The organism is Paraburkholderia sp. MM5477-R1 (assembly GCF_050436385.1).
GTDB lineage: Bacteria > Pseudomonadota > Gammaproteobacteria > Burkholderiales > Burkholderiaceae > Paraburkholderia > Paraburkholderia tuberum.
In genome coordinates this window covers 912,611-938,514 of record NZ_JBNDMC010000006.1, presented here as the reverse complement: position 1 = coordinate 938,514, position 25,904 = coordinate 912,611, and the positions used below count along the sequence as shown (strand labels likewise).

15 protein-coding genes and 2 pseudogenes are annotated in these 25,904 nt (G+C 61.8%); 10 read left to right on the top strand and 7 right to left on the bottom strand.

Going from position 1 to position 25,904, the window contains the following annotated elements:
- Positions 1 to 66: 66 nt before the first annotated feature.
- From OKW35_RS22655 to OKW35_RS22645, 3 genes and pseudogenes are all read right to left on the bottom strand, one after another.
- Positions 67 to 6,492: an ESPR-type extended signal peptide-containing protein gene (locus tag OKW35_RS22655; protein ID WP_429553186.1), complete on the bottom strand. Its 6,426-nt coding sequence runs from the start codon at positions 6,490 to 6,492 to the stop codon at positions 67 to 69.
- A gap of 912 nt (positions 6,493 to 7,404) precedes the next feature.
- Positions 7,405 to 8,025: pseudogene (locus tag OKW35_RS22650) on the bottom strand (YadA family autotransporter adhesin); the annotation flags it as partial.
- 260 nt (positions 8,026 to 8,285) lie between these two features.
- Positions 8,286 to 9,278: an IS5 family transposase gene (locus OKW35_RS22645; protein WP_429553185.1), complete on the bottom strand. Its 993-nt coding sequence runs from the start codon at positions 9,276 to 9,278 to the stop codon at positions 8,286 to 8,288.
- A 499-nt stretch (positions 9,279 to 9,777) separates the two neighbouring features.
- Between OKW35_RS22645 and OKW35_RS22640 the strand changes: the two are divergent.
- Both OKW35_RS22640 and OKW35_RS22635 read left to right on the top strand, forming a co-directional pair.
- Positions 9,778 to 10,391 (top strand): annotated as a pseudogene (locus OKW35_RS22640) (tyrosine-type recombinase/integrase).
- 264 nt (positions 10,392 to 10,655) lie between these two features.
- Positions 10,656 to 12,335, top strand: a complete 1,680-nt coding sequence (locus tag OKW35_RS22635; RefSeq protein WP_429402670.1) for an ABC-F family ATP-binding cassette domain-containing protein — start codon at positions 10,656 to 10,658, stop codon at positions 12,333 to 12,335.
- A gap of 320 nt (positions 12,336 to 12,655) precedes the next feature.
- Here OKW35_RS22635 and OKW35_RS22630 read toward each other — a convergent pair whose 3' ends face one another.
- Positions 12,656 to 13,681, bottom strand: a complete 1,026-nt coding sequence (locus tag OKW35_RS22630) for a GlxA family transcriptional regulator (RefSeq protein ID WP_429553184.1) — start codon at positions 13,679 to 13,681, stop codon at positions 12,656 to 12,658.
- Positions 13,682 to 13,957: 276 nt separating this feature from the next.
- Here OKW35_RS22630 and OKW35_RS22625 point away from each other — a divergent pair, with 276 nt between their 5' ends.
- The 7 genes from OKW35_RS22625 (at position 13,958) to purU (ending at position 23,118) form a co-directional block, all read left to right on the top strand.
- A complete protein-coding gene (locus tag OKW35_RS22625) occupies positions 13,958 to 15,121 on the top strand; it encodes a mandelate racemase/muconate lactonizing enzyme family protein (RefSeq protein WP_429553183.1) in 1,164 nt (387 codons plus the stop codon).
- Positions 15,122 to 15,616: 495 nt separating this feature from the next.
- Entirely contained in the window at positions 15,617 to 16,873 is a 1,257-nt protein-coding gene (locus OKW35_RS22620) for a sarcosine oxidase subunit beta family protein (RefSeq protein WP_429510061.1), read from the top strand.
- A 12-nt stretch (positions 16,874 to 16,885) separates the two neighbouring features.
- Entirely contained in the window at positions 16,886 to 17,179 is a 294-nt protein-coding gene (locus OKW35_RS22615; protein ID WP_429402667.1) for a sarcosine oxidase subunit delta, read from the top strand.
- Positions 17,176 to 20,124 carry a 2Fe-2S iron-sulfur cluster-binding protein gene (locus OKW35_RS22610; RefSeq protein ID WP_429553182.1) on the top strand — a complete coding sequence of 983 codons (2,949 nt, stop codon included), beginning with the start codon at positions 17,176 to 17,178 and terminating at the stop codon, positions 20,122 to 20,124. The genes OKW35_RS22615 and OKW35_RS22610 overlap by 4 nt, the downstream gene beginning before the upstream one ends.
- Positions 20,121 to 20,726, top strand: coding sequence for a sarcosine oxidase subunit gamma family protein (locus OKW35_RS22605; protein WP_429553181.1), 606 nt, complete (start codon positions 20,121 to 20,123; stop codon positions 20,724 to 20,726). Before OKW35_RS22610 ends, OKW35_RS22605 begins: the two co-directional genes overlap by 4 nt.
- An 89-nt stretch (positions 20,727 to 20,815) precedes the next feature.
- Positions 20,816 to 22,108 carry a serine hydroxymethyltransferase gene (gene glyA, locus OKW35_RS22600; protein WP_429553828.1) on the top strand — a complete coding sequence of 431 codons (1,293 nt, stop codon included), beginning with the start codon at positions 20,816 to 20,818 and terminating at the stop codon, positions 22,106 to 22,108.
- A gap of 83 nt (positions 22,109 to 22,191) precedes the next feature.
- Complete coding sequence (purU, locus tag OKW35_RS22595) at positions 22,192 to 23,118, top strand: formyltetrahydrofolate deformylase (protein WP_429402664.1); 927 nt, start codon at positions 22,192 to 22,194, stop codon at positions 23,116 to 23,118.
- Positions 23,119 to 23,262: 144 nt separating this feature from the next.
- Here the strand turns inward: purU and OKW35_RS22590 are convergent, their stop codons facing one another.
- Positions 23,263 to 23,568, bottom strand: a complete 306-nt coding sequence (locus OKW35_RS22590; RefSeq protein ID WP_429553877.1) for a hypothetical protein — start codon at positions 23,566 to 23,568, stop codon at positions 23,263 to 23,265.
- On the opposite strand from OKW35_RS22590, the gene OKW35_RS22585 reads away from it, so the two are divergent.
- Positions 23,483 to 24,544: a branched-chain amino acid ABC transporter substrate-binding protein gene (locus OKW35_RS22585; protein ID WP_429510059.1), complete on the top strand. Its 1,062-nt coding sequence runs from the start codon at positions 23,483 to 23,485 to the stop codon at positions 24,542 to 24,544. The genes OKW35_RS22590 and OKW35_RS22585 overlap by 86 nt on opposite strands.
- A gap of 538 nt (positions 24,545 to 25,082) precedes the next feature.
- On the opposite strand, the gene OKW35_RS22580 is transcribed toward OKW35_RS22585, so the two are convergent.
- Both OKW35_RS22580 and OKW35_RS22575 read right to left on the bottom strand, forming a co-directional pair.
- The gene (locus OKW35_RS22580) at positions 25,083 to 25,421 is read right to left on the bottom strand and encodes a hypothetical protein (RefSeq protein WP_429353577.1); all 339 of its coding nucleotides are present in this window, start codon (positions 25,419 to 25,421) and stop codon (positions 25,083 to 25,085) included.
- Positions 25,422 to 25,424: 3 nt separating this feature from the next.
- Positions 25,425 to 25,676 carry a hypothetical protein gene (locus OKW35_RS22575; RefSeq protein ID WP_429553180.1) on the bottom strand — a complete coding sequence of 84 codons (252 nt, stop codon included), beginning with the start codon at positions 25,674 to 25,676 and terminating at the stop codon, positions 25,425 to 25,427.
- Between the last annotated feature and the right edge of the window lie 228 nt (positions 25,677 to 25,904).

The window sequence follows — 25,904 nt, the reverse complement described above, 5'->3', positions numbered from 1 at the left end:
GATTTTTTGTACGCCCGGTTCGGCGCACGGTCAGGTTGTCCGCACTTGAGCGAAGGCATCCGCGCCCTACCATTGCATGGCCGCGCCCATCCCGAAGGTGGTGCCGCCGGGGCTCATGCCGACGCCTGCTTTCATCTTGATGTTCTCAGTGAGACGAGCGGTTCCGCCCAACGCCACGGCCTGATAGCCACGGAAGCCCGCCGTGCCGATGCCAAATGACAAGGTCTTGTCCTTGTCGACCTCTGGAATCATCGTCAATGCGGTCGCTGCGGCGATGCCGGAATAGGCATTGCGCGCGACGGAGTTGATGCCCGATTGCAGCTGATCCACCCGTTGATCGGTATAGGCATTGGCCTGCGCGAGCCCGGCATTGAGCTGGTCCACGTTGACTGCGTCCGTCCCCTGGGTTCCCGCAGCCACATTCGCCACCTGCCGCGTGTCGGCAAGCGAGCCGACGGATACCACGTTGCTGCGGCCTCCGTCCGTGCTACCGGCCCCCAGCGCCACCGAGTTATTCCCGCTCGCGGCCGCGCCGACCCCCACGGCGGTCGCGCCCGTCGCGCTGGCTTGCGAACTGTTGCCGACCGCCGTGCTATTCGACCCGGATGCCGATGCGCCTTGCCCGCCCGCCGACGAATTCGATCCCGTGGACGCCGGTGGCGTCGGCGTGCCGGGCGAGGACGAGAAGCTGCCGCCGCTGTTCGTGGTCCGTTGGTTGATCAGCGTGGTCAACTGGGTTGACACCGCGTCCAGTTGCGAGACGTTCACCGCGTCGGTTCCGGCCTTGCCGGCTGCCACGCCGGTGATCTGCCGATTACCGATATTGACCTCACCCGCGGACGACTGCGGACTGCTCAACCCGTATGCGATGTAGTTGCTCAACGCGCCAACCGTGGTCACCGAACCCGCGCCTAGCGCAACGCTGTTTGCCATCGACGCGCTCGCGCCTGAGCCCATCGCGACCGCATCGATGGCGCTGCTTTGCGCCCCCGAACCGATAGCAATGCCGCCTGCATTCGCAGCCTTTGCGTTCGCCCCTTGTGCGATCGACTGGGCACCACTGGCGATGGCGCCGCTGCCGAGCGCAATCGCGTCGGCCTGTGCCGCATTCGAACTTTCACCGATCGCGACGCCGCCCGGTGCCGTCGAATCGACGATGGCGCCGTTGCCGATGCCCACGCCGTTATCACCGTTGACCACTGTCGTCGGTCCGACCGCAATCGACTGCGCGCCGACCGCGAGCGAATCCGCCGCCGTCGAATTCGCGTGAAAGTACATCTGTCCGGTAACGGCGAACGACGATAGCGCGCCCGCAAGCTGCCTGATGGTGACCGCATCCTGTGCCTGCGTGCCGTCCGCGACGTTGGTCAACTGGCGATAGGTGTTGCCGGCCGCGCTGCCGAAAGACACTGCGCCAAGCAAGGTCTGATCCGACGTGTTGAAAGGAATCGCATGGGTGCCATTCGCAATTGAACCGCTCCCGGACAGGACCGCGCGATTGGACACGGATCCCGAGCCGATCGCGACTCCGCCGGCCACCGTTGCGCTCGACAGGGCACCCAGCGCAAGCGCGTTGTCCGCCTGCGCGGCAGCGCCGTTGCCGCCGGCAAAGCTGCTCACGCCGGCGGCCGTTGCCCCCCCGCCCGCCGCCAGCGCATTGACGCCGGTGGCGCCGTCGTTGTTGTAGTTGCCGCCTTGCGTGCCGCCGTCGTTGACGCTGTAGTAGTGCGTCTTGCTGGCCGTCACTACCCCGGCGAGGTTGTCGACCGCCTGATCCGTCGCATAAAGCTGCGAACCGTTCACGGCATCGGTACTCGTCGCGTTCACCTGCCCGGCCGCCACGTTGGTCACCGTGCGCTCGTGACCCGCGCTACCCACGCTGACCGTGCTGGTCGGAGCAGTACCGGCGTACGTGTAGGCCGTGCCATTGATCGTGGCGCCGGTCGTTGCCACCGCCGCGGCCGTGATCGAGCCGCTGCCGAGCGCGACCGCATTGGCGTTATTCGCGACCGCGCCCTGCCCCAGCGCCGTGCTGTTGGCGCCGCCCGCCGTGGCAGCTACGCCGGCCGCCACCGCATTGATACCGGTGGCGCCGTCGTCGGCGTAGTTGGCACCCTGTGTACCGTTGTCGTTGACGCTGTAGTAATGCGTCTTGTTGGCCGTTACCGTCGCGGACAGACTGCTGACTGCCTGATCGGTTGCGTACAGTTGCGAACCGTTCACCGCGTCGGTGCTCGCTGCGTTCACCTGCCCGGCCGCCACGTTGGTCACCGTGCGCTCGTGACCCGCGCTGCCCACGCTGACCGTGCTGGTCGGAGCCGTACCCGCGTAGGTGTAGGCCGTCCCGTTGATGGTGACACCCGGCGTGGCCACCGCCGCGGCTGTTGTTGAACCGCTGCCCAGCGCCACGCTATTGGCGAACGTCGAGCTGGCTCCGGCACCAAGCGCTACGGCGTCGGTTGCGCTGCTTTGCGCGCCGGAGCCGACTGCCACGCCGCCCTGGTTCGCGGCACTCGCGTTGGCGCCCTGCGCAATCGATTGCGCGCCGCTCGCGACCGCGCCGCTGCCAAGCGCCATTGCGTCGGCCGCGGCCGAATGCGATTGCTGGCCGATCGCGACACCGCCCGGCGCCGTTGCATCGACCACCGCCCCGTTGCCGACACCGACGCCGCTGTCGCCGTTGACGACGGTCGTCGGTCCGACCGCGATTGACTCCGCGCCCACGGCCAGCGAATCGGCCGCCGTCGAATTCGCGTGGAAATAGTTCGTGCCCGTCACCGAAAACGACGACAATGCGCCCGCCAGTTGCCTGACGGTGACTGCGTCTTGTGCCTGCGTGCCGTCGGCCACATTGGTCAACTGACGGTAGGCCGTGCTACTGCCGACGGATACCGCACCCAGCAAGGTCTCATCGGACGTATTGAACGGAATCGCGTGGGAGCCGTTGGCGATCGATCCCGCCGCGGGCAGAACCGTGCGATCTGAAACCGATCCCGACCCGATCGCCACGCCGCCGACGATCGAGGCACTCGCCTGCAGTCCGAATGCCAGTGCGTTGTTCGCCAGCGCCTGGGCACCGTTGCCCAGCGCCGTACTACTTACCCCCGAAGCCAGGGCGCCGACACCCGCAGCCAGCGCGTTCACACCGGTGGCGCCGTCGTCGGCGTAGTTGGCACCCTGTGAGCCGCCGTCGTTGACGCTGTAGTAGTGCGTCTTGTTGGCGGTTACCGTCGTGGACAGCGCGTCGACGGCCTGATCGGTCGCGTACAACTGCGAGCCGTTCACGGCGTCGGTACTGGTCGAGCTCAACCGGCCCGCGGCAACATTCGTCACGGTGCGTTCGGCGCCCACTTTGCCGACGCTGACCGCGCTCGCCGGCGTGGTGCCGGCAAACGTGTACGCGGTCCCATTGATCGTCGCGCCTGGCGTCCCCACCGCGGCGGCAGTCGTGCTTCCCGCACCCAGGGCCACCGCGCCGGCGTTGGTGACCGTGGCGCCGGAGCCGATCGCAACGCCTTGCGTCGCTGCGGCCGACACCGTTGCGGCGTCGCCGAACGCGACAGAACCGGCATTGTTCGCTTGCGATGCGTTGCCCAGCGCGACGGCGCCCTGGCCGGTCGCTGCATTCGCATTGCCGAGCGCCACCGCGCCCTGCCCGTTGGACGTATTGTTCGCGCCCATGGTTATCGCGCCGGTCCCGATCGCCGAGTTCGGATCGCCGATAGCGACCGCGCCGTTACCGCTCGCGGTATTGCCCACGCCGATCGACACCGCCTTGCCGCCGGTGGCAGTTGCCGTCTGGCCGATCGCAATGGCGCCGGCCGTGTTCGCGATGGCACCGGTGCCCTGAGCGATCGAATCGCCACCCGTGGCTTGAGCACCGTTGCCCAACGCTATGTCGTTAGCGGTGGTCGGTGCGCCGTTTACGCCGGCCACCGCATTCAGGCCTTGGGCGATTGAATCGTTACCGTACGCATTGGCGACCGGTCCCACCGCGATCGCATCGGTGCCGGTAGGAACACTGTCAGCCAATACCGAATTGGTATGGAAATATTTGATCCCGCCGCCATTGTTGATGTTGGCAATCGCTGTGGTATTGGTCGCCACCTGCTGGTTGGTGGCGAACAGCTGGGATCCATTCACCGCGTCCGTGCTTGTCGCGTTCAGTGCAGCCGGCGCCATGTTGGTGATGGTCACCGGAGATCCGGCTCCCGCCCCGCCGGTCGCACCGAGCGTGATCTTCGTTCCGCCCGCCGCGTCGTACTTGACCGCAATGTTGGCCGTGTTGTCGATATTCGTATTCAGCGCGGTCAAGGCACCGGCAACCGTCGTCTGCGCGGTGGGTCCGCTTACCGCCCCGGTAGTGCTAACGGTGTTGACCGGCTGGCTAAAGCCGGTGAGATTGCCGGTCGCCGCGCTATAGCTGGCGCCGCCGCCCAGGGTGCCCGCTGTCGACGCGCCGAGATTATTGATACCGGCGACAACCGTATTCAGCTGCGAGCCGTTGATGGCGTCGGTGCTGGCGGCCGAAATCACGCCGGCTGCCACGTTCTGCAGTTGCCGCTCCTTCCCAGCGGAGCCCACCGACACCACGCCATTGGCCGCGCTCGCGATGCCGGCCGCCGTGCCGCCGTATAGCGCCGTAGTGCCCGTATGGGGCGCTGCGGTTGTGCTGCCCGCACCCAGCGCGACGTCATTCGCGTTGCTGGCGGACGCGCCGGCACCCAGCGCGATCGCATGGGTCTGGTTGGCCACCGCCGAATCGCCGAATGCCAGCGCGCTCGCGCCGTTCGCATTGCTCGCGTTGCCTAGTGCGACCGCGCCCTGGCCATTGGCGGTATTGCCGTTGCCCTGCGCTACCGCGCCATCGCCCGTGGCGGTGTTGTTCGCGCCCACGGCGACCGCACCATTGCCAGTCGCGGTATTGGGATCGCCAATCGCGACCGCGCCGTTGCCGCTGGCGGTCTGCGCCTGACCGAGCGCTACTGCGCCCGTCCCGCCGAGTACCTGGGAGTTATGGCCGCCGGCGAACGAACCCGCGCCGGCTGCCGCGGCGACGGTGCTGCCGTCGCCGATCGCAACCGTGGAGGCGGCGAGCGCTCTTGCCGCATTGCCGATGGCGGAAGCATTAGCCGCGTTTGCCGTTGCGGAGGTACCCATGGCGAGGGCATCTGTGCTGGCGCCCGTCAGCGCCGAATCGCCTATTGCGATGGACGAGGAACCCGCCGAGCTCGCGCCGGAGCCGATCGCAATGGCGCGAATGCCCGACGCCGCGGCGCCTGCCACCGTCGCCGGGGCAGACGCGCCGCCTTCCGCGACGGTATCGGATGCCCCCAACGCTATCGAATTAGCACCAGTGGCTTGCGAGCCGTTCATCATTCCGAGAGCGTTGAGCCCCGAGGCGGCGGCGCCCGCTCCCAAAGCCACGGCATTCTGTGCCGTCGCTTTGGACACTGTGCCGGCGGCGAGTGAAGAGGGACCGGACGCAGTCACGTCCGTGCCGACGCCAATCGCACCCGCAGCCGTCGCGCCCGTGCCAGCGACAGAACGCGGTCCGAGATAAACGGCGTTGAGTCCGCTGGCGATGGACTGGAAGCCGACAGCGACAGCATGCGTCCCGGAGGCCGCGGCGATATAACCCACTCCGACGGCTGCGGGTCCGCTTGCCACGGCCTGGAAGCCAATCGCCGCAGCATAATCGGCCGTCGAGGTGACATCAGTGCCGATGGCGATGGAGGCCGTTCCGGTCGAACCGGTGCCCGCCGCGGTGCGCGCGCCCAGATAAAGGGCGTTTGCACCGGTGGCGCTGGCTCCCGAGCCAACGGCTATACCGTTGGTCTGGGAGCCGACGGCTCCGCCGCCGATCGCCACCGCGCCCGACGCGTAAGCGCTCGAACTGGCGCCCATTGCGACGCCGTTGGTCCCCGTCGCCTCAGCCAATGGGCCGACAGCAGTCGACCGATTGCCGCTCGAGACAGCGTCAAGGCCAATCCCGATAGCCGACGCTCCGCTGGCGGTGACATCCGTACCGATGCCAATCGCCGCCTGTGCGGTCGCTCCAGTACCGGCAGCGGTGCGCGCGCCCACGTAAATGGTGTTGACACCGTTGGCAATGGCCTGAAAGCCGAAGGACAAGGCATTAATGCCCGTGCTGCTGGCGCCATAACCCACCGCGGTGGTTCCGCCGCCAGAGGCTGTGGACTGAAAGCCCACGCACGTGGTGCTGCCACTATAGAAGTTGTAGGGCGCCGCCGAACAGCTCACCTGCGCTTGCGCCTGCGCGGCCCATCCCCCGAAACCCATTAGCAACAGCACGGTGACGACACGCGATCCCGAACCATGCGACGCCGCAGCACCCTGCTCGTCGCAGCGTGCGTCGCATATGGAAGCAGCCGCTCCCGACTTTCCCTTGCCGCGCGACGCGTCCAGCTCCGACGCGGCCACGAAGGCGCCCAGCGCCTTGTTCCAGATGGTCCGATATGCTTTGTTCATGTCGTTGCCTCACGAGGTAATTGAAATTCGAAATTCACAAAACGCGAGCGTGTGCATGCATCCCAATTTATTCAGGATGCCTATTTATGTCTTTTAAACCGTCCCGTTGCGGCACGAGGTGCTTCAGCGTTGGACCGGGTGCGAACCGCTCTCAGTCTCAGCGAATCACGAATCCTGAGCGCGAGCGAATACCTACACCTGCGATTCGATTCGCATGTCTAAGTAAAGAATGAGGATCGGTCAGATAGCCAGTTTTCGGCGAGGTGGCCGCTGAGACGTTTGACGAATGTCTGGGTTATGAAGGTCCGAAGGGCAGACGCAGAGGAAAGGCGATCGCGTGGCGGAGCGCCAATCGCCGGTCAGATTGATATGATTTCCTCGCCGAGGCAGCGCCCGACTCTGTTCCGACTGAGATACTCATCGTTACTGCCCCCAGTAGCCTGTTGCAACGTTTCCTTGGTTCGTGGCATGGCAACTAGTCTCGCGCCCGCTACACGCACCGTTTCTCTTTCTCGCAACATCTTGAGCACTATGTGAGACGAAGGCCGCCACGCTATCCGCATGGAATGCGGGGGCGCCCTTTTATTTGAGTCATGTAACAAAAAGAAAGATCAGTGCCCGCGGGAACTTTCTCATAGGTCTTTTCATTTGTCTACAAAAAGCCTTTGGCGAAATCCGGCTATTGCGGGATTCAACAATCAGGTTCTATTCACCTTATTGCCACTCAGAAGGGGAGTCAGGATTTCCTGATCCCTAAGGAAATCTGTAATTTTTTCTCTATTTTTTAAACTCCATTTCGTGTAGCAACCCACACTAAAAATGCAGGACAGTTAATGTAGAGAGAATAGGAATCCGTTCGCCTGCCCGCTGCCGCCGCACAACGGCGGCAGTAGCGGGACACAGCCAGGTTACTTACCAGCGGTAGCCGACGCCCGCGCCCGCGCCGACGCAACCGTGACCGGAAACGCCCGTCGTGACCGAGCCTTTGACCATCCACTTTTGCGTCGCTACCGACAGACCCACAGCCATCGCGGACTGTCCGGCGTAGTTGCCCGCTGCGAGTGCTACAACCGTCTTGCCAGGCAACACAGCTTGCGGCAAGTTCGCCATGCCGATTGCGCACGCCGAACCGGCGTTCGCGTCACGGCGGTATTTCTACATGTCGTCGCGAACGCTGTGGATCGCACCATTCAGCTGTCGCACGTTGACTGCATCAGTCGGAGCCGTACCGTCTGCGACGTTGGTAATCTGACGCTCAGCACCCGGCGCACCGACCGAAACCGTGTTGTCCCGGTCCGCGACTGAATTTGCACCCAGGGCAACCGCATTATTCGCGGTGGCCTGGCTATTGGTGCCGATGGCGGTCGAATCCGTGCCTGTGACTTTGGAATTCGTGCCGATGGCGGTTGCGCGTGCAGCCGTGACCGTCGAGTTCGTGCCGATTGCCGTACCATCCTGACCCGAAACGTTCGAACCGTTGCCCACAGCGGTTCCGTTCGGTACCGACACCACCAAATTTTTACCTACTGCGGTATCGGCACGGATGAACTCGACTTGCGCCGACGTATTGGTGTGGTCTTTCGCACCGGTGCTTACCTATCTATCTCCGCTCGCGCAGCGCATAGTGGCACTGTTTCAGGAGCGGAGTAGCTGAACCAGCTAGGGAAGCGCTGATCAATGGACCAACTGCCCAAGTTGCAGACGAGATGCCGTCGAATTTTCCGGATGACGAAGCGAATCGATGCTCAACTCGGTGAATTGGACGCGCAAACGAGGCTCCCTGCTCGCATTTTTTATACGCATGACGGATTGCTCCCATGGACCGATCGCGACAGATTTCGCGCAATCACCAGATTCGCAAGAGCGAACAGGCTGAACAGTTGCGCGGTGTTCTTGGCCAAGCCCTTGTATCGCGTCTTGCGATGGTGAAACAGGTTCTTGACGATATGGAATGGATGCTCAACCCGCGACCGGATCTGCGCCTTGGTTCGCTCGACCGCGATCACCAGGTTCTTCAGCGCCCCGTCCTGCATCGCCTTGATCTTTCCCCGCTTGGCAGCGACGTGCCACTTCACGGTCTTGCCCGCCATTTCCTCGCGCTTGTCTACGCCAATGTAGCCCGCGTCGGCGAACGCCTGCTCTTCATGTCCGTGCAGCAGGGCATGCGCTTGCGATACATCCGACACGTTGGCCGATGTGCCAACCACACTGTGGATCAGGCCCGAATCGGCATCGACGCCAATGTGGGCTTTCATTCCAAAGTGCCATTCGTTTCCCTTCTTCGTCTGATGCATTTCCGGGTCACGACTCTTCCCGGCGTTCTTGGTCGACGGCGGCGCTTCAATGATCGTTGCGTCAACCAGCGTGCCTTCCTTCATCATCAGCCCACGCTCGCACAGCGAGATGCCAATCTCGTCGAACAACTTCCGTGCCAGTTCGTGTTCGATCAGCAGGCGCCGGAATTTCAACAGCGTGGTCGCATCAGGCACGTTCTCAACTGCCAGATCGATGCCGGCGAAGGCTCGCAGCGCGATGCTGTCATACAGCGCGTCTTCCAGTCCTTCGTCCGACAGCCCGTACCACTGTTGCAGGAAGTAGATTCGCAGCATTCGCTCCAGGCCAATCGGCGGGCGGCCTCGCGTGCCCTTCGGATAGTGCGGCTCGATTGCCGACAGCAAGCGCTGCCACGGAACGACCTTCTCCATCTCGGCGAGGAAGCGTTGGCGCCTCGTCACTCGCTTCTTGCCTGCAATTTCCGCTTCGGCGAAGCCGATCTGCCTCTTCATCAGTGTGAGTCTGTTCCGTGAGTTGCCTTCTATAACGTCCTCAGCTACGCCAACGATGACCACCGAGCTGAATAAATCAGCGCTTCCCTAGCGGCGTACATGTCATATTAAAACGGCCAAGTTGCAGTGTTTTTGTGACATCGTCCGCTCCCTAGACAAGAACGGACCGCCAAACGCACTTTCCCAACGGCAGAAACGGCCGATGACTCGTCGTACCGGGTGCCTAGCCTAACGGCCGTTGCGTCCCGGAAGCTGCCGTTGATTTACTCCATGCCTGAAGGGCGGTTCAGGGTCGCAAGTACTCGTTCACTTTCCGCGGGACGAGTCATTCGCGACCACCGACCAGTGAATGACAGGAAAGCGCCCCATACCCGTCTGACCGGCACCGATGCTCGAATGACGGCTCAGGCCGATTCGGGTAAGAAGACCGGATGGAACCGGTGTGGCGGAAAAATAACGGCAGACAATATATTTCCCATCAACTCAAGGGGAGTTTGTCATGGGAAGCATTCAAAACCGGGAGCCTTGGAACAAGGCCAAGCTGATCGGTCAGAAGCCGCCGTTGAAGCCAAAAGACGTCTGGGCAATCCGGATTCACCTGCAGAACGCGCATGCGGTTCGCGATCTTGCGTTATTCAATCTTGCGATCGACAGTAAGCTGCGCGGTTGCGATCTCGTCAACCTGCATGTCCGCGACGTGACTCACGGCAATCAGATACTGCCGCGTGCGATGATCATGCAGAGCAAGACTAAACGGCCCGTGCAGTTTGAGGTCACGGAGCCAGCTCGCACTGCCGTTGCTGCATGGATTGAGAAAGCCAAGCTGAGGTCCGATCAGTACCTATTCCCGAGTCGGCTTTCTCGCTCGCCGCACATTTCAACGCGACAATACGCCAGGATGGTTCATCAGTGGGTCGCTGCAATCGGTCTTGATCCGACCGCTTACGGCACGCACACGATGCGCCGGACGAAGGCCACCTTGATCTACAAGCGGACGAAGAATCTTAGAGCCGTTCAACTCCTGCTTGGTCACAGCAAATTGGAAGCACTGTTCGATATCTCGGGATTGAGGTCGACGATGCCCTCGAAATATCTGAGCAAACTGAAATCTAACATCGGGACGTGGCTGCGCGACAGGTTGCTGGCCGCCAGCCGCGCTTGCGCCACGGCTAAACTGCGCTTTTCGACCAAGATCCGTCATCCACCGCCAAGTTCGCTGGCTCCGTAGCTGGAACGCCCGGTGCACCATGGTCTACCTCGCTTTGTTGCCGGTGGGCGCCGCAAAGCGCAAGCGGCTCTTCACTCGTTCGGCCAGGAAAGAGACCGCCTTGTACGTCCGGTCGGCTATCATGCCTATCCTCTCCGAAGTAGCTCCTTATGATTTCCGTCCGTAATGTCACGCTGCGCCGCGGCGTCAATGTCGTACTCGATAGCGCGTTCGTCACCTTCACCCCCGGCGAAAAGATTGGCCTTGTCGGCCGCAATGGCGCCGGTAAGTCGTCTTTCTTTGGCCTTCTCAACGGCACGCTGCACGAAGACGGCGGCGAGTTCTCGATTCCCGCTTCGTGGAAGATGGGCCAGGTCGCGCAGGAGATGCCGGAGACCGAGCAGAGCGCGACGGACTTCGTCATCGAGGGTGACGCCATACTGCTGGCCGCGCAGGCCGAAGTAGCTGCCGCTGAGGTCAGCGACGACGGCATGCGCATGGCCCACGCCTATATGGCCCTGCACGACGCCGGTGCACACGATGCCCCCGCACGTGCCCAGGCGCTGATCCTGGGACTTGGCTTCAGTGCTGCGCAGCTTGGCCAGCCGGTCAACAGCTTCTCCGGCGGCTGGCGCATGCGACTGCAACTGGCGCGCGCCCTCATGTGCCCATCCGACCTGCTGCTGCTCGACGAGCCGACCAACCATCTCGACCTCGACGCGCTGGTCTGGCTGGAAGCCTGGCTCAAGCGCTATCAAGGAACCCTGGTCGTGATCAGCCACGACCGCGAATTCCTCGACGCGGTGACGCAGGTGACGGTGCACGTCGACAACGCCAAGCTCGTGCGTTATGGCGGCAACTACAGCAAGTTTGAAGAGATGCGCGCAGAGCAGCTCCTGTTGCAGCAAGCCGCGGTGGCCCGGCAGGCGGACAAGATCGCCCATCTGCAGAAATTCATCGACCGCTTCAAGGCCAAGGCGTCGAAGGCGAAACAGGCGCAGAGCCGGGTCAAGGCGCTTGAGCGCATGGAGAAGATCGCACCGGTGCTTGCCGATGCGGAGTTCACTTTCGAGTTCAAGGAGCCGCTCAATGTCCCGAACCCGCTGTTGTCGATGCTGGACGCGACCTTCGGCTACCCCGCGCCGACCGGCGCACTGCCGGGCACGCCGCCCACGGTCATCGTGCGGGGCATCAACCGTTCCGTGCTGGCCGGGCAGCGCATCGGCATTCTCGGTGCCAACGGCCAAGGGAAGTCCACGCTGGTGAAGACGGTGGCGCACGCGCTTACGCCGATTACCGGCGAAATCAGCGAAGGCAAAGGCCTGAACATCGGCTACTTCGCCCAGCAGGAACTCGACGTGCTGCGCCCGCTCGACACGCCGATGGAACACATGATCCGCCTTGCCAGGGACACGCCGGTTCAAATGCGCGCCCCCGGCCAGAGTGGAACCGAACAATCGCTTCGCACCTTCCTCGGCACCTTCAACTTCAGTGGCGACATGGTCCATCAGGCGGTTGGCACGATGAGCGGCGGCGAAAAGGCGCGGCTCGTGTTGTGCATGATCGTGTGGCAGCGTCCCAACCTTCTGCTACTCGATGAGCCCACCAACCACCTCGACCTGGCCACACGCGAAGCGCTAGCCATGGCGCTCAACGAATTCGAAGGCACGGTGATGCTGGTCAGTCACGACCGGGCCCTGCTGCGCGCGGTATGTGATGAGTTCTGGCTGGTCACCAAGGGCGGCGTCGAGCCCTTCGACGGGGATCTGGACGATTACCAGCAGTTCCTGCGCGACGAAGCCCGTCGCATGCGCGAGCAGGCTGCCGCAGAGCAGAAGGTCATCGCCTGAGTTATCTCTTGGCGGGTGGCGCGCGTTGCATGGCGGGCGCCGCGCGGACGTTCGCCAACGTCTTCAGCATTCGTGCGGACAAGCGCGCTCCAATGCAAGATATCGGCCATGAAGCGCCATTCGCCCACGTCATGGCTCGGACGTTCGGACGTCGGGTTCACTCAGCAAACGGCCATTCGATTCGTCGAGACGAACATTGCTTCATCGGCCGATCCAGACGGCCAGGTTGTCCATCGATTCGCGGAAACGACTGTTTGCTCAAGCCACGAGTGCTAGCTCCGCATAGAGGAGTTATCGCTGCATCTTCGCCTTCGCGCGGGCTACTTGATAATCCGACGACGGCGCCTGAAAGCGTCGGGCGTTTCCTTGAACGTCGACTTGAACCACCGGGTGAAGTGAGCTGCGTCTGAAAATCCGCATTCGTTGGCAATTTGCGCGATACCGCGATCCGAATTGAGCAGGAGCCAATGGCCGTGCGCGAGCCTGATATTGCGCCACGTGTCTCCAGGGCTATCGCTCCCATATTTCATAAAGAGACGGCAGAGTTCACGCTCGCTGCAGCCCACCTTATTGGCCAATACGCTAATGGGATACGGAGTCGCGATGTGGCGCTCCATGATCTCAACCGCAGCCTGGACCTTTCGATTTCCGCATGCTGCCAGCTGCCCGTACGGCCGATGGGGAAAGCGCGACGTAGACCGATGCTGCTCGATGAGAAGTGACGTAAGGCCTTTCACGGCCCGTGCCTTTCCGCAATGCGTGTCGATGAGATGAAACGCCAAATCGAGGGCCGAAGTGCCGCCTGGGCATGTCAAGATTCCACGATCACTGACGTACATTTCGTCCGAAACCGACTCCACGTCGGGAAAGAGCGCTCGGAATGCGGTTTGATGTTCGTGGTGAACGGTACAGCGTCGCCCCGCCAGCAGTCCCATGTCTGCCAGGATGAAGCTCCCCGTACACAGCCCCACGATCGCGACGCCTGACTCGTAGGCGCTCCGAATGAAGCTCCTCGCCGCTTCGCTCAACTCGAGACACGCCGGCAACAATCCGCCGACGATGACAACGAAATTCAGATCGCTCGCGTCTCCGAACTCTTCGTCGGGCATGACCAACGAGCCGCAACTTGCCGCGATAGGCGTTTTGCGGTCTTCAGCGACGATCTTCCACTTACAGTAAATCTGTCTGCTGTAGTCCGCTTCGTCTGCTGCGTGACGCAGGCTGTCCACAAACGCTGCATAAGGCAGAAGCGTGAACTTCGGGCAGAGAACGAAAGCTGCGCGGATACTCGGTTCGATACCGTGCAATTCCGGGGGCTTGGTTGCTAATGCCTCGTATCGGCTCATGGTGGTCTGTTCTCAAATTGCGGAGGAAAGCGGATCGAGAACCCACTAGGGGAAAACACGGAAAGTCTGAAATATTCAACGAGACGTCCGATTCGTTCAATACTAACCCATTATCGGCTAGATAGCATTCGCTCTAACATGTCAACACTCTTCCGCATGCCGTTTCCAATTTCGCGGCGGGGTGCGCGTCTGGTTCGGGCCTGAGCTAGCGAATTGACACCAGCACTGCAGGGATCGACCCGCGCAGTGCTCACGAAATGCGATGTGGAGATAACCTTGAAGATCATCGACGTCAAAACCACACCACTGCTCGTTCCATACACGCGCCCTTACTACTGGGCGCAAGGTGTAATCAATGGCGCGACTGTCGTCCTCGTCGAAGTACACACCGACGAAGGCGTGGTGGGTTACGGCGAGTCCATCGGATCGCCGTCGCCGACGTCCATCGCCGCATACATCCAGGAGGCCGCAAAAACGTGCATCGGACACAATCCGTTCGCCAATGCGCGCCTCATGGCAGACGCTTATCAGCGTCTGTTCCAGGGACTCGGCACTTGCAGTTCGCCCCGTTTCGCAGCGCAGGTCCTGGCGGGACTGGAAATGGCGTTGTGGGACGTCATGGGAAAGGCTACGGGACAGCCCGTGCACGCGCTTCTTGGCGGCGCCGTGCGGGACGAGATCCACTACTTCGGATTCGCCCAAGGCGAGTCCGCTCGGGACGTCGCGGCTGACGCGACACACCTGGTTGAAGACGGCTTCGACGTGATCTACTTCAAGGTCGGGCGCGGCGATTCGCTGGACCTGGACACCGCGAAAGCCGTCCGGGATGCGATCGGCCCCGACATCCGCATGAGGGTCGATCCGAACGAACACTGGACGCCTGTTCAACTGGCCCGCATGGCTCGCAAACTGCTGCCGCTCGATGTGGAGGTCATTGAACAGCCGACTCACTGCGAGAGTATTTCCGCTCTCGCTCAGGTGCAGCGAACCAGTCCGATCCCGATCTCGGCGGACCAGTCGGTGTTCACGCCTTTCGACGCCTTCGACGTATGCCGGCAACAGGCCGCAGACATGATTGTCGTCGGACTTCATGAAACGGGTGGACTGACCCGGATGTCGAAGGTCGCCCACATTGCCGAAGCTGCGGGGATCAACGTCTGCCTCCACGGTCTCTACGAGACGGGAATCACCACGGCTGCGTCGAACCAGATTGCCGCGACGATTCCGAATCTGGACGACGCGAATCAGCATATGACACGTTTCCTCGAATGGGATCTGGTCTCCTCATCCACCGGATCTCACGCCGAAGAACGGAAGTCTTCCCGTTCTGAAAGCACCGGGCCTAGGTTTCGAGATCGACTGGGCCGCCGTGGAGCGCAGCAAGCAAGCTTTCTCGCAAGCCACCCAGCGGCTCTAAACAACCTTTTTATCTCTGTGTAAGCGCGCGGCAAGTTTTCATGGAAACCTGCAATAAGGATACCGAAACGGTATGCGATTCGATCGAAGGATTCTTTCCGGGATCTCGAATCGTGCACACCCTGCACGTAGTATGTCGCGCCCAGTTTTCGCTGCTCTCGCGCATGTTCTCGTGTCTGGCTGGTTACGACCATGCACTGAAGACTTTGCAGGCCACGCGAGACGAAGACCTTGTGCATCAACGCATCGTGTTGACGGGAATCGGTGAGCGGGAAGCCAGGAGCATCCGGACGCGCTTGTCCCAGTGCGAAGGTGTCGTGCGCGTTCGTCTCGAACACATGATCCAGCGGGTTCACGCAGATGGGCGGTGAAGTGAGGATCGTCGTGAAGCCGAGCGAGCCCCATCTCGGCAACAGACGGGTGACTGTGCAGCGCACCGCGCTCATGCCGTCCAACGATTTCGAATTTGGGTCTGTTCAAGCACGCCTGAGTGGCGTGGTTCATTGCAGGGAAAGCCAGATGGACTGGAAAAACTACTCTCTTTCGACCTTGGTGACCGGGGCGCTGACGGGCCACAAAAACTGGCAGGCCGCATGGCGCTCGCCTGCTCCGAAGCGTCACTACGACGTGGTGATCATCGGCGGGGGCGGGCATGGCCTCGCCACCGCGTACTACCTCGCCAAAGAGCATGGCGTCACGAACGTAGCCGTTATCGAGAAGGGTTGGATCGGCGGCGGCAACACCGGACGAAACACCACGAATGTCCGGTCGGACTATATGTTTCCGGAAAGCGCCGCGCTCTATGACCTTGCACTCCGGCTGTATGAAGGTCTGTCCAAGGATGTGAACTTCAACATCATGCTTTCGCAGCGGGGATGGGTGACGCTCATCCACAACCAGCATCAAATGGAGTCGGCCCATCACAAGGCTAACTGGCTGCGTTGCAATGGCGTCGATGGGGAGATCATCGATCGGGCGGTCGTCAAGGAAATGATGCCCCACATGAACATGGACGCCAATCCGCGGCACCCCGTTCTCGGCGCTTTTCTGCAGCGGCGCGGGGGCACCATCCGTCACGACGCGGTCGCTTGGGGCTATGCGCGCGCCGCGGATCGACTCGGGGTGGACATCATCCAGAACTGCGAGGTGAAGGAATTCGTCAAGACGGGTGGAAAGATCACAGAGATCGTCACGACGCAAGGCCGCATTTCCTGCGACAGAGTCGGCATGGCGGTCGCCGGGCACTCAAGCGTCGTCGCCAGCCTGGCGGGCTTCCGCCTCCCGGTGACCAGCCGGCCACTGCAGGCCATGGTCTCCGAACCCATCAAACCGTTGCTCGATCACGTAGTGATTTCACCTGGCACCGGCGTCTACATCAATCAGACGCAGAAGGGCGAGCTCGTGATGGGTGGGGTTCTGGACTTGTACCACTCCTACGCGCAGCGGGGGAACTTTCCGACGATCGAGAAAGTAGTCACCGCGGCCGTTGAGATGTTCCCGATCTTTGCGCAGCTGCGACTGATGCGCCACTGGGCCGGGATTGTCGACATCGTGCCTGACAGCTCGCCAATCCTCGGACCGACGCCGGTAGAGAACATGTTCATCAACTGCGGCTGGGGAACCGGCGGCTTCAAGGCAATCCCGGCGGGCGGCCTGTTGCTCGCGCATTCCCTTGGCACCGGACGAACGCACCCGCTCGCAGAAAAGTTCGGCTTGGACCGCTTCCGCAGCAATCGCCTGGTTGACGAAGGCGCCGCTGCCGGAATCGCACATTGACGGTAGAAAGACATGATCATTATTCGATGCCCTTACTGCAGCGAGCTTCGCTCCGAAGAGGAGCTGGTCTATGGGGGAGAGGCCGACATTGCTCGTCCGCTCGACCCGGACTCGATGACCGACGAGCAATGGACCGACTATCTGTTCATGCGCACGAACCCGAAAGGTTCGTTGGTGGAGCAATGGTGCTGCGCGGCCGGATGCGGACAGTGGTTCAAGGTTGAGCGCGACACGGTCACGCACAAGCTAGGTGCCGTCTTTCGTTTTGACCACGCCACGGGCGATATTGAGGAGCCCGCACGATGAGCCAGTCATTTCAGGGCCATCGTTTGAGCTGCGGCGGCGGCGTCGATCGTTCTCGTACGCTTCAGTTCACGTTCAACGGCAAGACGATGAAGGGGCACCCGGGCGACACGCTCGCGTCCGCCCTGATGGCCAATGGCGTAAGCCTGATCGGCCGTAGCTTCAAATATCATCGGCCGCGCGGCTTTTATGGCGTCGGTCTCGAGGACCCCAACTCCATGCTGGCCGTCCGTGACGGCTATGCGTACTACCCGGCACTTCGGGCCGGACAGATCCGGCTCGTGGATGGGATGCAGGCCGAATCGTTGACAGGTTGGCCTTCGACGAATTTCGACGTCGGCGCAATCGCTCAACTCGGGTCCGCGTTTCTTGTCGCCGGCTTTTACTACAAGACCTTCAAGTGGCCCGACTGGAAAGTCTTCGAGCCCGCCGTTCGCCGGACAACGGGCTTCGGCCGCCCCGACGCCACACCGGATCGTCATCATGTGCAGCACAGACACGCTTCATGCGATGTCCTGATCATCGGCGGTGGTCCGGTCGGCCTGGCGGCAGCCAATGCCCTTCTCGATTCGGGATTGAACGTGTTCGTCGTTGACGATCAACCGGTGCCTGGCGGGTCGGCGCTGTGGGAGGCTGCACAGATCGGTGGTCAGCCGGCTCGCGCGTGGACTGCGAAGATCCTGGAGGAGGCGAGCTCGCGCCCGAATTTCACGGTCTTGTCGTCGACGACCGTCACCGGCGCGTACGAGAGCAATGTTTTTACGCTCACGCAATCGATCGGCGATGCCCGGGGTGTTCGGGGCGAGTGCCATTGGAAGCTGAACGCCCAGCACGTCATCTTGGCGAGCGGCATGGTCGATCGCCCCATGCTGTTCGAGGGAAACGATCGTCCCGGCATCATGCTGTCCTCCGCCGTCCGTCGGCTGATGGGCGAGTTTGCCGTGAGCCCGGCCAAAGCATTAGCTGTGTACACGAACAACGACAGCGGCTACCTGACGGCCCTCGAAGCACAGCGCGCGGGTGTCAAGGTGGTCGCCATTATCGACACCCGCAAGGTAGGCGAAGCCGTGCATGCCGAGGAAGCGCGGACACACAAGATTCCGTGCTTCTTCGAAAGCCAGATCGAGAAGACCTCGGGGTATCGACGCTTGAGCGGAATCACCGTGCGCAATCACAAGGGAGAACGACGTGGGGTGAGCTGCGACGGCTTGGCGGTTTCCGGCGGATGGACGCCGTTGATCCATCTGGCCGCGCACCGCGGCGTGAAGCCGTCGTATGACTACGACGTCAGCACGTTTGTTTGTCGCGAAGCGCCGCCCGGATGGTTCATTGTCGGAGGCGCCAACGGAACGGTCGATCTCGATGATTCCATCGACGAAGCGCTGAAGGCCGGCACGGCGATCGCTGCGCAGCGGAACGTCAAGGCCCGGGCGGCGCGTGCTCATGTCGCGGCACGCAGCTATGGAACGGTCGCCCCGACGTGGAAGCCCGGCTACGGATCGGCCAGCAAGACGTGGATCGACCTCCAGAACGATGTCAAGGTGTCGGATGTCGAGATCGCGGCTCGAGAAAACTACGTATCGGTCGAACACCTTAAGCGCTACACCACGCTTGGTATGGGCACCGATCAGGGCCGCACCTCCAACGTGAACGGCCTGGCAGTGATGGCGGGCCTGACGGGACGCGAGATCGGTGCGGTTGGAACGACCACGTTCCGTCCTCCCTATACAGCTGTGCGGATGAGCACGATCGCCAACGCCCGGACGGGCGATCGCTATCAACCACGTCGCTACTTGCCCGCGGACGCGGTTCATCGCGAACTTCGCGGCGTCATGGAGGATTTCGGCTGGGAGCGTCCGGACTGGTACCAGAGCAACGGCAACGATCGCGAGAATGCGGTGGCGGCCGAGATGGCGGCCGTGCGAAACCACGCCGGGGTATTCGATGGTTCGTCGCTAGGGAAAATCGAGGTGACAGGTCCGGACGCGGGGGAGTTCCTTGCGAAGTTCTACGTGTCCAATATCGCGACGCTGAAACCGGGCCGAATTCGGTACTCGGTCATGCTCCGCGAAGACGGCGTGATTTTTGACGACGGCGTGGTCACTTGCATTGGCGAGAATTATTTCCTTGCCGGCCCCTCATCTGGCAACGCCGAGGCGGTCGCTGCCTGGTTTGAACGCTGGCGTCAGACCGAGTGGCCGAACATGCGGGTCGCCATATCGCCGGTCACGTCGAACTGGGCATCGATTGCGATCGCCGGCCCGCGTGCCCGTGAGCTCCTGAGCCAGCTCGAACCGGATTTCGACATCTCGCATGAAGCGTTTCCGCACATGGATTTTCGTGAGGGAAGCATTTGCGGCGTGACGGCACGGGTGGCGAGGATCAGCTACACCGGCGAGCTGCAGTACGAGATTTCGGTGCAAGCGCGATACGCGTCCGCGCTGCTGCGCGTCATCCTGGAACAGGGCAAGCCGCTGTCTATCCGTCCGGTCGGCATGGAAGCGTGGCTGCGCCTGCGTCTCGAGAAGGGGTATTTGCACCTGGGTTCTGATACCAACGGTCGGACCACGCCGCTTGACGTGGGCATGGGTCCGATCGTTTCCAAACGAAAAGGCGATTTCATCGGCAAGCGCTCTCTCGGACTTTCCTTTGCGACCAGCAGCGAGCGTGAGCAGCTGGTCGGGCTCACTGCGCTCAACGGCACGCTTGGCGTCGGTGGGCGCGTGATGGCGAAGGGCCACGAGTCCGTTCCGTGCCCGACCGTCGGTTACGTTACGTCCGCCTGTGTCAGCCCGTCCGTAGGCCGCTCGATTGGCCTCGCTCTGATCGAGCAAGGCTCTCAGCGCGACGGAGAGACGGTGTCGGTCTACTGCGACGGCGAAATCATTCGTTGCCAGATCGGCAATCCGACTTTTTATGACCCGAGCAATGAGAGGTTGCAAGCGTGAATCTCAAGCCTGAATCGGCATTCGGCTCGCCGTTTGATTCGTCGAAGCCACTGCCGGACTTCGATCGGGCGTTCGTCACGCTGAACGAACGCCCGGATATCGGCTGCATCCTTCTCAATAGCGCCGTCGATACCAGGGAGGTGGTGTCGTCCATCGCCGACAGCCTGGGATTCGAGGTGCCGGTGAGCGCCGCCTGCCCGAGTGGGAATGGGCCAGGCGCGGCCATGTGGCTGACGCCGAGGTCGTGGTTGATCCCTTGTCCGGTTTCCGAGGAGTTCGGGCTCATTGCGCGCATCAACGCGGCGTTTCCCGATAAGCGCGTCCACGCATCGGCGTTCTCCGACTATCTGTGCTGGCTGGAAATTGGCGGCAAGGAGGCGCATACGCTGTTGACCTCGGCCGGGTTCCTTTCGCTCGAGATAGCGGGCCTGAAGACGGGCCACGCGAAACGAACGCTGCTCGCAGGTATTCCGGTCGTGGTCGTCCGAAATCGTGACGCACGGTGGACGCTCGGCGTCGAGCGCAGTCGCTCGGCGTACTTCACAGGATTTCTGCGCGATTCGGCGGCTCGCGAACGAGGAATAGCAGGCCGCGTGAACTGAAATTGGCACGGGTACGCGCTCAGGTGTGCCTTTGGTTTGGCTTATTGCTTCGATTCAATCCGATCAGGGAAACAGCGATGTTGAATAACCTGGAAGAGCTGCAAGCAGCGATCAGCGAATCGACCGCTGCGGACGGGGATGTGTTCGCCACAATCAAGGACGAACTCGGCCGTCAACAGGACCAGATCGAGCTGATCGCCTCCGAGAACATCGTCTCGGCGGCCGTGCTTGCGGCGCAGGGCTCCGTTCTGACCAACAAGTATGCCGAGGGCTACCCCGGTCGCCGCTACTACGGCGGTTGCGAGCACGTCGACGTCGTTGAAGACATTGCGATTCAACGGGCCAAACGGTTGTTCGGCTGTGAATACGCCAATGTCCAGGCCCACTCGGGGGCGCAGGCGAACAGCGCAGTCATGTTCGCGCTGCTGCAGCCGGGCGACACCATTCTCGGCATGTCGCTGTCCGCGGGCGGTCACCTCACGCACGGTGCCCCGCCCACCCTTTCCGGGAAGTGGTTCAAGGCGGTCGGCTATGGCGTTCGCCAGGAAAATGCGCTGATCGATTATGAGGAGGTGGAGCGCCTCGCCCATGAGCATCGCCCCAAGATGATCATCGCCGGCGGCTCCAGTTATCCACGCACCATCGACTTCGCGCGGTTCCGTGCCATTGCCGATGCCGTGGGGGCTCATCTGCTCGTCGATGCCGCTCACTACGCCGGCCTCATCGTGGCGGGCGTCTATCCGTCCCCGTTCCCGCACGCGCACATCGTGACGTCGACGACCCACAAGACGCTTCGCGGACCGCGCGGAGGCTTGATTCTCACCAACGACGAAGCGCTCGCGAAGAAGATCAATTCAGCGGTTTTCCCGGGACTGCAAGGTGGTCCATTGATGCATGTGATCGCTGCCAAGGCGGTCGCTTTCGGTGAAGCCCTGGTGCCCGCTTTCCGCACGTACGCCGAGTCGGTGGTGGCGAACGCCAAGGCGCTGGCTGCACGGCTCGCGCAGCACGGCGCCACGATCGTTTCGGGCGGCACCGACAGCCATATCGTCCTCGTCGATCTGCGCCGGCTGGGGGTGACCGGCAAGGATGCGGAATTGGCCCTCGAACGTGCGGGCCTGACGTGCAACAAGAACGGCATTCCTTTCGACCCGGAGCGGCCGGCGGTCACTTCCGGAATCCGGCTGGGCACCGCCGCGGGAACGACGCGTGGATTCGGTGTTGCGGAATTTGAACGGATCGGCGACCTGATCGTCGAGGTGCTCAAATCCGTGGCAACCGACACCGAGAGCTCAGACGCGTCTGCTGTGGCCGCCAAGGTACGCGCAGAAGTGAAGCAGCTCTGCGAGCGCTTCCCAATCTACGAGCGCCGTCAGCCGTAGATCGTGCTTGTCTTGCCACGCGCGGCTCAACGAAACAGGTCGGAGCCGTCCACCGTTGAGAAGCATGAATTGGAGATTTTCAGATGTCCGTTGTTGACGCAGGTATCGCGGTGCATGCGCCGATCGCCGAAGCCGGCAGTCGTGGCGCGGCAGGTTCGGATCGGTACGTTCTGACAGTCACGAGTCGCGGCGCACTCGGCATCGTCGGGGCGATTGGCAGCTTTCTCACCGAACGCTGCTGTGACATCACGGAAATGTCGCAGTACGACGACCTGGATGCGGACCGGTACTCTTCACGTATAGCCTTTCGTGCACGAGGCGAGACGCCGCAGACCCTGCACTCGCTTCGCGAAGCGTTCGAGCAGACTGCGAAGCGGTTCGCAATGCGGTGGAGTATCGAGAGGCAGGAATATCGCCCGCGCGTGCTGATCATGGTCTCGAAGGCAGACCACTGCCTCGAGGATCTCCTTTACCGTGTCCGCACCGGCGATCTTCGGATGGACATCCGCGCGATCGTATCGAACCACGACACACTTCGCCCCGCGGCGGAGCGGCACGGTATTCCGTTCCATGTTCTCCCGGTCACCCCGGAAACAAAACCGGAGCGAGAAGCAGAGTTGTTGGAAATTGTCGAGCAAACGTCCAGCGAGCTGATCATACTCGCCCGGTATATGCAGGTTGTCTCGAACGATCTTTGCGAAAAGCTCACTGGGCGTGCGATCAACATCCATCACTCACTGCTGCCGAGCTTCAAGGGCGCCTTGCCCTACCGGCAAGCTTACGATCGGGGCGTTAAATATATCGGCGCGACGGCTCACTATGTCACGCCAGACCTCGATGAAGGTCCGATCATCGAGCAGGCCATTGAACGTGTCGATCATGTATACAGCGCGAACGAGCTCGCGGCTGTCGGCCGGGACCTGGAGTGCCTGGCCTTGGCAAAAGCTGTGCGCTACCACATTGAGAAGAAGGTCTTTCTCAGTGGAACGCGAACAATCGTCTTCAGATGATCGGTGATCGGATGAAGTCATTTAGCAGTGGCGTTGAACTGCTCGAAGTCTACCGGCGGGGGGCTTGTCGGTCGTTGACGTGCGGCGCGAAATCGAAGATGGCCAGGGGAGGCAGGCCCTTTCGCATGATGAGGTAATCAGACTTCAAATCGGCGTGTAGCGGTGACGTTGTTGCAACTCCAGGTGGCAACCGGGTAAAGGATCCATCTGGAGAGTTCTGTTCCATTTGTATTCAAAACTGTATTTTCCGAGCGCGATCAGGAGATTGGCCATGTTGAAAAGGAACGCTTGCTTAGTAGTGCTTTCAATGGGTGTAGCGGCGGCTTCATTTGTAGTCGCGCCCGGGATAGCGAACGCGGTACAGGTGGTAAAGATCGGGATGTCGGCGCCGCTCACGGGCGGAACCGCCGCGCTTGGCAAAGACACTGAGAATGGAGTGCGTTTGGCCATCGACGAGGCCAACGCGCAGCATTTGACGGTGGGTGGCCAGCCGGTTCAATTCGAACTTGACTCGGTCGACGATCAGGGTGATCCCCGCATCGGGGTGCAGGTTGCACAGAAACTGGTTGACGATGGCGTCGCTGTCGTAATCGGCCCCTTGAATTCCGGGGTGTGCCTGCCCACGTCATCTGCATTCACGGCGGCCGGCATTCCAATGATGCTGGCTTCGGCGACCAATCCCGAAATCACGCGGCGAGGGATGAAGACGATTTTCCGCATGATTCCGACCGACGCCCAGAACGCCGGCATCGCGGGTAACTATGCCGTTACTGTCACCAAGGCAGAGCGAATTGCCGTCATGGATGACCGAACCGCGTTCGGGCAAGGCGAAGCCGAGGAATTCATCAAGGCCGTGAAGGCCGCCGGGGGCCAGATCGTTGATCAGCAATACACGAATGACAAGGCTGTCGACTTCCGTGCACAACTGACACATATGAAGTCCTCGAATGCCGACCTGGTGTATTTCGGTGGTCTGGACAATCAAGCCGGTCTGGTCATCAAGCAGATGAAGATGCTCGGCATGCGTGCGCAATTCCTCGGCGGGGGAGCCGTCGCGGACACGGTATTCACTCAAGTAGCCGGCCCTTCAGCAGAAGGCGCGCTGGCTTGGGAATACGGGCGTCCGCTTAACGAACTCCCGCGTGGTACCGAGTTTGCCGACAAATACAAGCACAAGTTTGGCACCGAAAACCTGACTTACTCACCCTTTGCCTACGACGCCACATGGCTGGCGATAGACGCGATGAAGAAGGCCGGGTCAGCAAAGCCCGCGGCATTTGTGCCGGCGATTCGGAGCACGGACTACGAGGGCATCACGGGCAAGATTGCATTCGATTCGAATGGCGACCAGAAGAGTCCGATGTCGACGTTGTATCAGGTCAAAGACGGTAAATGGCAGCCCGTCAAGACCGTGAGTGGAAACTGATCGGCTCTTCAATGCCGCCACGGTCAGCATCCGCAATATTGCTGACCTAGAACCCAGTTCGTCCCAATGTCGGCAAGCGACGATAGCTCGTTGCTCGCATGGGTGGCCGCAACGGCTGCAGTACATGGCGGAAGCGGCCATACGCCTCTTGGAGTTCGACCGGCCGCTTCGGGTCGGGAGTGTGAGTTCGCGATGCCGGAATCTGTCGCCCGGCTGCTCGGCGCCGCTACGTCGGCAATCCTTCACATTGCCGACGTAGAACCCAGCCCTCCCCAACGTCGGCTTTGGCCGAGCTGCTGCCTCTGAGGCGCCGTCATGAACGACCGGTCCATCTTGTTACCTGCGCTTGAACTCCCAACGTCGCACCGGCGGCGATGCGGTCGACAAGACTCGTTCAGCGATAAGGCTAACCTGTTCATCCGAAGGTAACGAGCCGCCTGAGTGTCGCGACGGTGAGTTCGGGATGCCCCATGAGAAACGGCAATCCATGATCGGAAAGTCTGAGCGACGCGCGGAGCCGCATGGGGCGGTAAGCCCTCTAGTCGCGCTCGTGAAATTCCCAGGGATTCATCCTGTCGACAGATACCGGCGCATTGGGTCGGGGCACGACGCCCTTCAGGGCTTGCATTGAGCCATCCGGTCCGGACGGCGGATCGACGCGAAGCCAACGCCCCAGCGTATCGCGGACACACTGCTGGCAAAGGTCAAGGCTCACATGGGCGCCGTCGCCGAAAATCGAGCCAAAGCCGCCACGCCAATCGAGCGACATCTTTTCGTACCACTCCCACTGATCGTCAACGGGCGTCATGCGCCGGCCGCAGCGGTCGCATGTGCATGCCGCGACCTCCTGCACCGTCCTGTCCCGGTATTCGCGCATGACCTATCCTTTTGCCCAGTCCGACTTTTCCCAGTCCGGCGGCACGAGACCAAGCTGCTTCGCAGTGTCGACCGGCAGGCGCAACAGCACCGTGCCCGGGCCGCGCTCCATGTTGCCGAGCATCGTGACTTCAGCGGCTACACCGTCGAGCTCGAGATACACGACGTCGTCCGGCTCAAGAATCTCGGTGTAGAGATCCCAGCCGGGCTGATCACCCTCTTTCGCCTGATACTTGATGTGGTTCCTGGTACTCATGAATCCCTGTCCCTTTTGCGAGCGTTTCGCCGATGCCCTGATTGTCGGCGGCCAATCGCTGCAGATACTGGATGCGGTCCGCGGCGTCACTGACAGCCGCCTCTCATTTCACTGTTCATCATGCGATCCCGGTTGGCCAGACAGGTTCGCAGGTGGTCCAGCCTTATCCCTTCTTCCGGATGAAGCAGCCGATCTGCATGCGGCCATGACAGACTCGAGTCGATAACC